Below are 12091 nucleotides of genomic sequence, written 5' to 3'. Positions count from 1 at the left end.
GCGGCCTATCCGAACAGCTTCTTGAGCTCGCGGTTGACGGCCGTGTCGCACTTGTCGAGGGCGGCCTCCGGGTCCATGTTCTTGCGGACGCAGTTGGCGAAGACGTCCTCGAAGGCGGTGCGCATGGCCTGGGTCCAGCCGATGTTGTCGAAGTGACCGAACTCGTTGAAGAGCTTGACGCCCTCAGCGGCGTTGCCCGACTTGAGCTTGGTGGCGGACTCGGCGATCGAGGAGCGCGGCGGGATGTGGAAGCCGTAGGACGTGGCCCAGTCCTCCTGGTACTTCTTCTGGTCGATCCACAGCCACTTCACGTACTCCTTGGCCGCGTCGACGTTCTTGCCCTTGGCGTTGACGAACATCGACCAGCCGCCGTTGTAGACCGACGGCTTGCCGGCGTCCGTGACCTTCGGGAAGGGGAAGATTCCCCAGTCGTCGCCGAGCGCGTCCTGGATCGCCGGCATCGCCCACATACCGCAGAACTGGATGGCACACAGGCCCTGGTTGAACGAGGAGGGGTCCCAGGACTCGGTCGGAGCGCCGAGGAGGAGGTCGCCGCTGGTGAACAGCTTGCGCATCTTCTTCAGGCCCTCGACGACGCCGTCCGTGTGATAGGCGATCTCGTTCTTCTCGGTGAGGTGCTCGGCGCCGGCCGACCAGATCAACGTGTCGTTGACGCTGTGCAGGTCGTTGCCCATGTACAGGCCCTTGACCTTGCCGGTGGTGAGCTTGGCGGCGGCCTCCATCAGCTCGTCCAGCGTGGTCGGCACCTCGACCTTGGCCTTCTCCAGCATCGACTTGCGGTAGAAGAAGAACTGCGGGTCGTCGATCATGCGGACGCCGTATATCTTCCCGTCGACCGTGTGCGACTTGATGTCCGCCGGGTTGAAGTCGTCCTTCACCGGGTCGATGAGGTCGGTCAGGTCCGCCACCTGGCCGCTCTTGACCATCTGGATCTGCGGGTGGAACTCGAAGACGTCCGGCGCGTTCTCGGTGAGAAGGGACGAGAAGAGTTTGCTCTCGTAGTCCGAGCTGGTGATCCACTGCGTGGTCACGTTGGCGTCCTTGTAGGCCTTCGCGTACCGCTTGATGGCCTGCTCGGTGCCCGCCTCGCCGTACGCGTGGAACATCTGCACGAGGCTGTCGCCGGAGCTGCTCCGGCCGGTGTTGCTCCCGCACGCGGCCAGTCCTCCGGCGGCGGCCAGGCCCATCGCGGCCCGCAGTACGTTTCGGCGGTCCCAGCTGGTGTTGCTCAATGCCGACATGCTGACGTCCTTGTCTCGAGTGCGGCTGCGGCCCTGTGCCCGTGCCTGTGGCTGGAGCGGCTCAGCGCCAGTTGGCTCAAATGGGGTTGCGGTGCGGGACGTTAACCTTCGACTAAGGCTTCGGCAAGGGGTTGGACGAAGTCTGCACGAAGCGTTGTGCAACGTTCGGAATACCGGACGTGAGGGGGTTGCGGGGCGCCGCACCAGCGACCGGCAACTCCCTTTCGGGAAGAGGGAATCACGCCGTTTCAGGAGGGGGGAATCACGCCCCTCATGAAGGCGGTGCGGTACGGCTCCTCACAGGTGTGCCGCGTTGCGCGGCAGGCTGCGTCCTCTTCTGCGGGGCCGACTGCAACGCACCCTCGAGTGCGAACGTCGCCGCGCCCAGACACACCGGGTCGGTGGGGATGGCGGAGAGGACGATCCGGGTGGCGGCCAGCGGACGCCTGAGCGCGTGCCTGGCCACGGCCTCGCGCACCTCGTGCAGCAGCGGTTCGCCCAGGGTGGCGGCGACCCAGCTGCTGAGCACGACGACTTCGGGGTTGAACAGGTTCACCAGGTCGGCGATCCCGGCGCCCAGGTAACGGGCGGTGTCCCGGACCACCTTGAGCGCCACCGGATCGTGCGCGCCGACCCCACGGGCGAGCGCGTCGATCGTGGCCGTCTGGTCCTCGGGGTGCAGCAGCGCGCTGTCGGCGGCCAGCTCCCGCAGGTTCACCATGATCCCGGGCGCGCCGACATAGGTCTCGACGCAGCCGTGGTTGCCGCAGTGGCACAGCCGTCCGTCCAGCACGAGCGTCGTATGGCCCCACTCGCCGGCGCTGTTGCTCACGCCCCGGTGCAGCCCGCCGCCGAGCACGAGCCCGGCGCCCACGCCGGTCCCGAGGTTGACCACCACGGCGTCCCCGCTGCCGCGCGCGGCACCGAACCACAGCTCGGCCACCGCGCAGGCGCGCAACGGGTTGTCCATGTACAGCGGGTAGGCGATCTGCTCGGAGAGCAGGTCGAGCAGGGGCACGTCGTGCCAGTCCCAGTTCGGGGCGTACTCGGCGACGCCGGTGGCCCGGTCCACCTGCCCCGGCACGCTCACCCCGACGCCGAGCACCCGCGCGCCCTCCACGCCGGCCTGCGTGACCACCGAGCCGACGGCCGCGGCGACATGCCCGACGACCTGCTCGGGGCGGCTCTCGCCGGGGCGCATGTCCTCGTCGGCGCGGGCCAGGACGTTCAGCCCGAGATCGAAGAGCTCGACCCGGACGTACGTCTCCGCGATATCGACGCCGATCAGCGCGCCGCCGGACGCGTGGACGGCCACCAGCCCGCGGGGGCGGCCGCCGGCCGAGTCCTCGAACCCGACCTCTGTGATCATGCGGAGGTCGAGCAGCTCGCCCACGAGGGTGGCGACCGTGGCGAGACTGAGACCGGTGGCGGCCGCCAGCTCCTGCCGGGAGGTGGGCGACGCGGCGATGATCTGGCGCAGCACCTCATAGCGGTTCGCGGTGCGGATGTCGCGTGATGTGCGCTTCACAGGGCCATGCCCCCGTCCCTTCACTTCATGCCGGGTCGTCGTCGGCACCGGCGCGGCGCAAGGCTATGGCGTGCGGGGACTTTCGACAAGGGGTTAGGAAAGGGGGTTTACGAAGTCCCCCCGGAGTCAGTCACCCAGTATGTCCTGCACGAAGGCGTTGGCGAACTTCCGTCCCGGGTCCAGCTCCCGCGCCAGCGCCCGGAAGTCCTCCAGCCGCGGGTACCGCCCGCGCAGCACCCGGGCCGGCACCGTGAACACCTTCCCCCAGTGCGGCCGGGGGGCGAAGGCGTCCAGCGCCTCCTCCAGCCGCCGCACCACGGGCAGTACGGCGGCCGTGTCCTCGATCCAGGTGAAGTGCAGCGCGACGGTGTCCCGTGCGTAGGCGGGGCTGAGCCACTGGTCGTCGGCGGCGACCGTCCGCACCTCGCAGGTCTGCAGTACGGGGCCGACCGTCTCCCGTATCCCGTCGAGCGCGTGCAGCGCGTCGAGCGCGTACTCGCGCGGCAACAGGTACTCCGACTGCAACTCCGCCCCGCTGCTCGGCGTGAACTCCGCCCGGAAGTGCGGCAGCCGCTCGTGCCACGGCCCCGGCACCCCGAACTGCTCCGTGCAGTTGACCGCGGGCATCCCCGGCACCGGGTGCAGCTTCTCGGTGGCGGGCGCCGCCCAGGGGAAGTCGGACAGTGGCTGGTCGGTGCGCCGCTTGAGCCACACCTGCCGGAAGCCCGGCTCCCGCCAGTCGGTGAACAGGCTCACGCTGTACGCAGTCGACAGCACCGTGTCGAAGGTAGGCAAGTCCATCCCGTCCAGCGGCAGTTCGGTGAAGACATGCTGCTCGACGTCGAAGGACGGCTCCAGATCGAGGGTCAGGGAGGTGACGACACCGAGGGCGCCCAGCGAGGTGACGGCACCGCCGAACCGCCTCTCGCCCCGCCCGACGGTCACCACCGACCCGTCCGCCGTGACCAGCTCCACCTCCCGCACGGACGCCGCCAGCGAGCCGTTGCCGACCCCCGACCCGTGCGTGCCGGTGGCGACCGAGCCGGCCACCGAGATGTGCGGCAGGGACGCCATGTTGGGCAGCGCGAGCCCGTGCGCGTGCACCGCGCGGGCGAGCTCGGCGTACCGTACGCCGCCCGACACGCGCACCGTACGGGCCGCGCTGTCCACGTCGATCACCGGCGGCAGACCGGCGATCGACAGCAGGACACCCTCGGGGCCCGGCTCGGCGATCTCGTTGAAGGAGTGCCCGCTGCCCAGCACCCGCACCCTCTCGCTCCCCGCCACCAGGGCGCTGACCGCGTCGATCGAGTACGGCCGGTGCAACTCCTCGGCGGTGTAGGTGATGTTGCCCGCCCAGTTGGTGATCGTCTTCGTCATCCCTGCCGTCCTTCGAGGTGGGTGCCTGTGCGTTGACCCTCTCATTCGCGCCTGCCTACGGTAGAGAGCGGTTTCCCCACGCCATTTCTCCGAGCCGGAGGCCACGTCCTTGACCCAGCGGCCGTACGCCCTGTTCGCCATGTCCGCCGAGAACGTGCCGCAGGTCTTCCCGCCGGAGGTGCTTCAGCGGCTGCGGGAGTCCGTGGACATCGATCCCGCCCTGGTGGCCGAGGACCACGGGGACTTCACGGGCCCGCGCCTCAAGGACGCGCTCGCCCGCACCGAGATCCTCGTCACCGGCTGGGGCTGCCCCCGCCTCGACGCGGCCGTACTCGACGCCGCGCCGAAGCTGCGCGCGGTGCTGCACTCGGCCGGCTCGGTCAAGAGCCTCGCCACGCCCGAGCTGTGGCGGCGGGGCATCGCGGTGAGCTCGGCGGCCGCCGCCAACGCCGTGCCGGTCGCCGAGTACACGCTCGCCATGATCCTGCTCGCCGGCAAGGACCTGTTCGCCGCCCGCGACCGCCTGCGCACCGAGCGCGCCTTCCCCGGCTGGGGGCTCGTCCCCGGCATCGGCAACCACGGTCGCCGCGTCGGCGTCATCGGGGCGTCGCGCATCGGCCGCAAGGTGATCGAGTTGCTGCGCCCCTTCGACCTGCGGGTGAGCCTCACCGATCCGTACGTCGACGAGGCCGGGGCAGCGGCGCTGGGCGTGCCCCTGCTTGCCCTGGACGACCTGCTGCGCACGTCGGACGTCGTGACCGTGCACGCCCCCGAGACGCCGGAGACCCACCACCTCGTCGGCCGCCGCGAGCTGGCCCTGATGCCCGACGGAGCGGTACTGCTCAACACCGCGCGGGGTGGTCTGGTCGACCACGACGCCCTGCTGGCCGAACTCCGTACCGGTCGCCTCAGCGCCATCCTCGACGTGACCGACCCCGAGCCCCTGCCCGCCGACTCACCCCTGTACGACCTCCCGAACGCCTTCATCACCCCGCACCTGGCGGGTTCGCAGGGCAACGAGGTGGCGCGGCTCGGCATCGCGGTGGCGGCGGAGGCGGAACGGTGGAGGACGGGAGGGGAGTTGGCGCATCCGGTGGATCCGGTGGCGTTGGAGAGGGAGGCATGAGCCTTCGGGAGGTGCCGGGCCCCGGCGTGCAGGGCGGAGCCCCTTCCAGGGGACCCGATGCTGCTCGCACCCAGGCAGGGGCATACCGTGAGGAGTCGTACGCCTGAGCCGGGAGGAGATTACGGATGGGCAGCCGCACCGCACTGGTCGAGGATCTGATGGAGCGATTCCCGCACGTTCCGCGGGAAGCCGTCTTCAAGGAGGATCTGCTCCGGGGCGGAGTGGCCTTCGACCCGTCCGCCCTCAGCGACAACGAGGACGGCGAGGTCAAGCCGAAGTCGTACTTCATCTTCTCCTTCGACCACGGCACCCTGCCCGAGCTCGGCGAGGCCGCGCTGCGCCGCCCGCCGGAGGAGATCATCCTCACCGGCGGCCCGTACGACCTGCGGCGCACCGTCGTCTCCGTGCGTGTGAACCCGTCCTCGCCGTACCGGGTCGCCGCCGACGAGGAGGGCATGCTCGGGCTCTACCTCGACGGCAAGCGGATCGCCGACGTCGGTGTGCCGCCGATGCCGGAGTACTACCGGCACACCCTCGCCAACGGGAAGTCGGTGATGGAGGTCGCCCCGACCATCCAGTGGGGCTACCTGATCTACCTCACCGTCTTCCGGGTCTGCCAGTACTTCGGCGCCAAGGAGGAGTGCCAGTACTGCGACATCAACCACAACTGGCGCCAGCACAAGGCGGCCGGGCGCCCGTACACGGGCGTGAAGGACGTCGAGGAGGTGCTGGAGGCCCTCGAGATCATCGACCGGTACGACACCGCCAAGGCCTCCACCGCCTACACGCTGACCGGCGGCGCGATCACCAAGACGGTCGCCGGCCGTGACGAGGCCGACTTCTACGGCCACTACGCCAAGGCCATCGAGGAGCGCTTCCCGGGCCGGTGGATCGGCAAGGTCGTCGCCCAGGCGCTGCCGCGCGACGACGTGCAGCGCTTCAAGGACTACGGCGTGCAGATCTACCACCCCAACTACGAGGTGTGGGACGAGTACCTCTTCAAGATGTACTGCCCGGGCAAGGAGCGTTACGTCGGCCGCGACGAGTGGCACAAGCGCATCCTCGACTCGGCGGAGATCTTCGGCGCCCGCAACGTCATCCCCAACTTCGTGGCGGGCGTGGAGATGGCGGAGCCGTTCGGCTTCGGATCCGTCGACGAGGCCATCGCGTCGACGACGGAGGGCCTGCGCTTCTTCATGTCGCACGGCATCACGCCCCGCTTCACCACCTGGTGCCCCGAGCCCACGACCCCGCTCGGCAAGGCCAACCCGCAGGGCGCGCCGCTGGAGTACCACATCCGGCTGCTGCAGGCCTATCGCCAGACGATGGACGACTTCGGCCTGTCCTCGCCCCCCGGCTACGGCCCGCCCGGCCCCGGCCGCGCGGTGTTCTCGGTGAGCTCCTTCATGGACAGCCTGCCGGCGCAGGATTCCACGACGGCGGAGGATTCGACGCCGGTGTAGGTGAGACAGACGGGGCTCGCGTCCGTACAAGTGGCTGGAGTTGTAGGGGCGCGCGGCCTGTCATGACATTTGAACACGGCGCTTGTCAGTTGTGTCGGAAGCGTGAAAGGCTCACGTCCTGCCGCGAGGTTCCCCCCAACTCCACTGCCAATATGGCGAGTTGACCTCGCATGTGGATGCAGGAGACCCATGCCCGACCTGCCGACCCCCCAGGACGCCACCGAGGCCGCGCTGTTCTCCGAGTGCTGGGACGCCGTGCTGTCGTACGCCGACCTGTGCACGGCCGGTTCCGCCGCCGCCAAACAGCTGGCGACCGAGGCGTTTTCGACCGGCATACGCGAGGCTCGCGAGGCCGAGGCCGGGACCTTCAGGAGTGCGGGCCGCCGCCCGGCCCGCCTGCCCCGAATCCCCCTGCTGCTGACCACCGTACGCGCCACGGCGGCCGCCTGGGAGGAGAGCGGGCAGGGCCACAAGCTCGACCCCGATCTGCGCCTGTGGCTCAACTCCGACAAGGCCGCCCGCTTCACCGGCCCCCCGTTGCAGCGCCCGATCGCGCTGCGCGGACTGCGTGACATGCAGGAACCGGACGCGGCCCTGCTGTGGCTGGCCGAGGTGGAGGCGCTGCCGCTGCACGTGGTGGCCCGCCGGCTCGGCCTGGACCCGGCCGCCGTCTCCGAGGAACTCGCTCAGGTCCGGGGCCTGTTCAGGGACCGCTGCCACCGCAACCACCTCGACACGCCGATGGACGCGCAGTGCCGCAGCTACGCCCGCCTCCTCGACGCCGTCACCCGCTCGACCGCGGCCGACACCCCGGCCGACCTCTCCCGCCACCTCGCCACCTGTGTGCAGTGCGCCGAGGCCGCCGCCTGTCTGCGGCTGCACGGCGGCGGACTGCCCGGGGCCCTCGCCGGAGGTGTGATCGGCTGGGGCGGCCTCGCCTATCTGGAGCGCCGCCGCCGGGCCGCCGAGGTACGCCTCGGCGCCGGACGCCCCGACCCGGCGGACGCGGACGCCGGCCCGCCGGACTCCGGTGCGCACAAGGCGCGCGTCGTACGCAACGGCCTCCTCGTCGCCGCCGTACTTGTCTCCGTGCTCGCCCTCGCGGTGTCGATGATGCCCGCCGGCTCCACCGGCGACGGCGGCACCGCGGGCGGCGACCCGTCCGACCGCCAGCCGGTCGCCGACCCCGGCTTCTCCGTGCCGGTCACGTCCGCCACGAAGCCCTCCTCGAACTCCCCGGAGCCGTCGGAGAGCGGCACGAAGGGCGACGACGCGCCCGGACCGAAGAACCCCGAGCCGGGACCGCAGGGCACCACGTCGTCCACGGCCGGCGAGGACGATCCGGACCCGTCCGCGAGCGAACCGGCGACCTGCAGCGTCGAGTACGACCTCGTCAACGAATGGCCCGACGGCTTCCAGGCCACCGTCACCGTCACCACCGAACGGGCCCTCGACGACTGGCGCGTCGCCTGGTCCTTCCGGGACGGCCAGAAGGTCGGCCAGATGTGGGACGCGAGCTTCGCCCAGAACGGCTCCCGGGTGACGGCCGAGGCCGCCGACTACAACAAGACGGTTCCCGCCGACGGCGAGCTGGCCTTCGGGTTCCTCGCGTCGTGGGAGGGCGAGAACTCGCCGGGCTACGACTTCGCGTTGAACGGGCACGACTGCACGAGGGCGGACTGACCGGGTCGGCCGCCGGTCACGGTCCGACGTGCAGATAGGCCGCCCACCGCAGCGGATCCGTCGGGTCCTGCACACGCTGCGCGGCGACCGCGGTATGCAGCGCGCGGGCGGCCCCGGCGGCGTCCGGCACACCGGTGCCGGTCAGCGTGGCGTAGACCCGCGCGGCCACGTCCGCGGCCGAGCCGTCCTGCACCTCCCACATCGTCGCGATGGCATGCCGGTAGCCCGCCGCCTGCAGGGCCGAGGCGAGATGCATCGCCTCATCGGGCAGGTTCACCGCGCCGAAGGCCGTTTCGCAGGCCGACAGATAGGCCAACTCGGCCTGCGGAAGCTCCAGTTCCAGCAGCTCGGCCGCGGTGAGCCGCCCGTCGTGCAGGGCGAGCGCACTGGCCGCCGGATCCATGTCGTCCTGCTCCGCGTGACAGGCGAAGTGCACCCAGGCGTGCTCGTGCAGAGCCTGCCGCACGGCCGCACGGGTCGCGTCCCGCCCGAGCAGTCCGCCGGCCCGCGCACCCGCCGGGAGGTCGGCCAGCAGCTGCGCGCACTCCCGCTCCACGCCCGGCAACGCGGGCAGGCCCGGCGCCTGCGGCACCCCCACCACCACCAGCCCGCCGAAGGAGCCGTCGCTCCCGCCGCCCAGCCGGGCGCGGCGCAGTGCCGTGAGCGTCGAGGCATACGAGGAGACCACACGGTCCGGCACGGAGCGGGCGCCGCTGGTGTCCGCGGTGCCGCGATGGCGCGGATACCGGCCGGCGGCGTGCAGGGGCAGCAACGCCAGCCGCCCCGTCGGACACCACCACAGCCGGGGCGGCTCCCGGTCCGTTCCGCCGGGGATGCCGAGGCGGTCCAGCACGGGCCCGGCGATGCTGTCCCACAACCACTCCAGCAGGTCGTGCACGGCGTGCCGGTCCTCCTCCCGGCGCAGGAACGGCCGCCGTGGCCGACGACGGTTCGCCAGGACGTTGAGGAACGTGAGGACCCGCCGGGTGACCGCCTCGTCCGTCAGGTCGGGCAGCTCGACCACCTCGACGGGTGCCGGGGCGCCGCGCACCACGAGGGCGTGGCAGGCGATCGGGCTGACGTTGACCACGACGACCGGCCCGCCGTCCGCCGCCATGCGCAGTTCCTCGTACGGGACGGGCGCGAGGAACCGCTCGAAGCCGTCCAACCCGCGTGCCTCGGCGAGCAGTTCGTCCCACTCGCGGCACAGCTCGGCCCGCTCCCGCGCCAGCCGCTCCCGCGCGAGGGGAGACACCAGGACGGCCTCGGACATCTCCGCCGGATCGGCGTCCACGCCCAGCCGGCCGGTGTCGAGGCGCTCACGCACCCGGCGCATACGGTCCGCCAGCGCCGGGTCCCGTTCGGCGAGCCGTGACAGGTCGCTTCGCGTGCGCAGGAGCTGGCTGTGGACGACCGTCCGGCCCTGTTCGAGCAGTTCCAGCGCCCGCTCGGGTGCCCCGGCCAGGATGTGGCAGGCGGCGGCTGTGGAGGCGATCCCGGACCAGTCGGTCAGATGCCGCTCACGCGCCGTTCTGGGCAGCCCGTGCCAGGCCAGTTCGGGCAGCAGGAGCAGCGCACGGTCGTATCCGTCGGTGGCCAGGGCGAAGTCGCCGAGTTCGACGCCGGCCCGTCCCCAGTTGGAGCGGCACTCCATACGGAGTTGCTGTGTGGCGTAGGGCATCGCGTCGGCCCGACGCCAGCACTCGACGGCCTCGTGCAGGTCGGCCCGGTCGCCGGTGTGCTGGTAGCGCCGCCGCAGCAGATCGCCGAGGCGCCGCCAGGCCCGGGGCAGGAAGACGTCGTCCGCGCGCGCCGTCGCCACGGCCTGCCGGGCGAGGGCCACGGGGCGGTCGAGCGCGTCCGGCTGCCTGCCGTGACCGGCGGCCAGGGTCACGGCCAGACTGCCGAGGAGCGAGCTGTACGAATGGTGTGCGGGGGACGTGACGGCCACCGCCCGCTCGGCGGTCGCGATCGCTTCCTCGACGTCCGCGCGGGTTCCCGTCTGCTCGAATCGGTGGAGGAGTACGCGGCTGAGCACGGACAGGAAGTCGCCGAAACGCTCGTGGCTACGGGGGACCGTCCTCGTGGCCTCTCGCTGCCATTTCACGGCCTCGTCGAGGACCGCCGGATCGAAGGTGTTGTTGTACCGCTCCCGCAACGCTTCGGCGAGGTCCGCCATGGCCACGGCGCGGTCGGTGTCGGGGGAGGCGGCCGGCGGCACGTCGATCGCCCGGGTCAGCAGGCGGACCGCACGGTCCAGGTCCGCCTGCTCGAAGGTGCGGTGGTACCTGAGCAGATAGCTCTGGCCGAGGCCCTGCAGGGCGACCACGTCCTCCGCTGTGGCGGACACGGCCTGTGTCCCCAGCCGGATCGCCTCCTGGAGGTCCTCGGCCGAATCCAGCCGTTCGTAGCGGATTCGGTAGGCGTTGGCGTGCTCGGCGAGCAGGCGCCCTCGGGTGGGGGCGGTCGGGGCTGTCGCGTCCAGGGCCTGACGCCGGAGGAGGATCGCGCTCTCCAGATCCGCGAGTTCGCCCGTGCGTTCGTGCCTCCAGAACAGCGCCCAGGCAAGCTTTGCCCGCGCCTTCGCGCGCTGTGCCTCGGGCGCGGTGGCCAGCAGGGAGCGCAGCAGCTGGATGGGAGAGTCGAGGTCCGCCGGGTCGCCCAGCCGGTCGTAGCGGGCGCCGAGCCGGTGGGTGAGACCCGCCGCGAAGTCGAGCCGGTCGGGGTCGTCGGGCCAGGCGGTCTCCACCGCCTCCCGAGCGTGGCCGACCGCCTCCTGGAGGTCGGCGAGATCGTAGGTGCGCTCGTACCGGCGATGCAGGGCGAACGCCAGATGATGGAGGCGACGCGCGCGGGCGTGGCTGTCGACCGGCGTCGCTCGCACCGCCTCGCGTCCCACCGACACGGCCCGCTCCAGATCGGCCGGCTGTCCGGTGCGCTCGTGGCGCGTGGTCAGCAAGGTCGACAACAGCATGAGGCGCCGGGACAGTTCGGGATTGTCCCCGGCCGTGGCCTTGACCGACGCCTCCCGCAGCCTGATCGCCTCGTCGAGGTCGGCGGTTCGGCCGCCGAGCCGGAACCGGTAGAACAGCGCCGTGGAGAGCTGGGACATGGGCAGCCCGGGTACGTCGGGCCCGCCCAGGGCCAGCCCGAGCGCCACCCGGTAGTGGCTCACGGCCTGGTCCAGGGCCGCGGCGTCCGGGTGCGCGGTGCCCATGGTCCGCTCGTACTCCTCGATCAGCGCGCGGGCCTTCCCATGGGCCTCGTATGCGCGTCGGCCGGCCTCGTCGACCGCCTCCCGGAACGTCTCGGGCACGCCGCCGGGCAGCAGCCGAGCCCGTAACAGCAGCAGCCGCAGCGCCTCGCCGTAGTCCGCGTATCCGTTGTCACCCGGCCGGGCCCGATGCCGCGTCATGTGGAACGTGACCAGGGCGTCCAGGGCCTCGATGGCGACGGCGCCGTCGTCCCGCACCATGAGCGCCCGCAGCCGGGCGGCTTCGGGCAGGGCCGTCTCTTCGAACAGCGCGGACGGGTCGCCCTCGTCCTGGTGTCGCGCCACCCGGTCCAACAGCGCGGTGATGAGGGGACGGAGCATCGTGTCACTCTAGTGGCGCAACTCACCGATACGGCAGGGCAGTACGGCAGAGGG

The 12091-nt window shown here is 71.4% G+C and carries 7 protein-coding genes; 3 read left to right on the top strand and 4 right to left on the bottom strand.

From position 1 onward, the window contains the following. Positions 1–5: 5 nt before the first annotated feature. The 3 genes from QQM39_RS07450 to QQM39_RS07440 all read right to left on the bottom strand — a co-directional run bounded on the left by QQM39_RS07450 (position 6) and on the right by QQM39_RS07440 (position 4170). Positions 6–1262 (bottom strand): ABC transporter substrate-binding protein, encoded by a 1257-nt coding sequence (locus QQM39_RS07450; RefSeq protein ID WP_301995830.1) that lies wholly within the window; start codon positions 1260–1262, stop codon positions 6–8. Positions 1263–1533: 271 nt separating this feature from the next. After that, entirely contained in the window at positions 1534–2790 is a 1257-nt protein-coding gene (locus tag QQM39_RS07445) for an ROK family transcriptional regulator (RefSeq protein WP_301995829.1), read from the bottom strand. A gap of 126 nt (positions 2791–2916) precedes the next feature. Then, the gene (locus QQM39_RS07440) at positions 2917–4170 is read right to left on the bottom strand and encodes an FAD-binding protein (protein WP_301995828.1); all 1254 of its coding nucleotides are present in this window, start codon (positions 4168–4170) and stop codon (positions 2917–2919) included. Positions 4171–4279: 109 nt separating this feature from the next. On the opposite strand from QQM39_RS07440, the gene QQM39_RS07435 reads away from it, so the two are divergent. The 3 genes from QQM39_RS07435 to QQM39_RS07425 all read left to right on the top strand — a co-directional run bounded on the left by QQM39_RS07435 (position 4280) and on the right by QQM39_RS07425 (position 8442). Further along, positions 4280–5296 (top strand): hydroxyacid dehydrogenase, encoded by a 1017-nt coding sequence (locus tag QQM39_RS07435; RefSeq protein ID WP_301995827.1) that lies wholly within the window; start codon positions 4280–4282, stop codon positions 5294–5296. 125 nt (positions 5297–5421) lie between these two features. Next, positions 5422–6759, top strand: coding sequence for a radical SAM protein (locus QQM39_RS07430; RefSeq protein ID WP_301995826.1), 1338 nt, complete (start codon positions 5422–5424; stop codon positions 6757–6759). Positions 6760–6948: 189 nt separating this feature from the next. After that, the gene (locus QQM39_RS07425) at positions 6949–8442 is read left to right on the top strand and encodes a cellulose-binding domain-containing protein (protein WP_301995825.1); all 1494 of its coding nucleotides are present in this window, start codon (positions 6949–6951) and stop codon (positions 8440–8442) included. 16 nt (positions 8443–8458) lie between these two features. Here the strand turns inward: QQM39_RS07425 and QQM39_RS07420 are convergent, their stop codons facing one another. Then, entirely contained in the window at positions 8459–12037 is a 3579-nt protein-coding gene (locus tag QQM39_RS07420) for a CHAT domain-containing protein (RefSeq protein WP_301995824.1), read from the bottom strand. Positions 12038–12091 lie beyond the last annotated feature (54 nt).

It is taken from the genome of Streptomyces sp. DT2A-34, assembly GCF_030499515.1.
Lineage (GTDB): Bacteria > Actinomycetota > Actinomycetes > Streptomycetales > Streptomycetaceae > Streptomyces.
The sequence above is the reverse complement of the archived record's forward strand: the minus strand, read 5'-3'. Positions and strand labels throughout refer to the sequence as shown.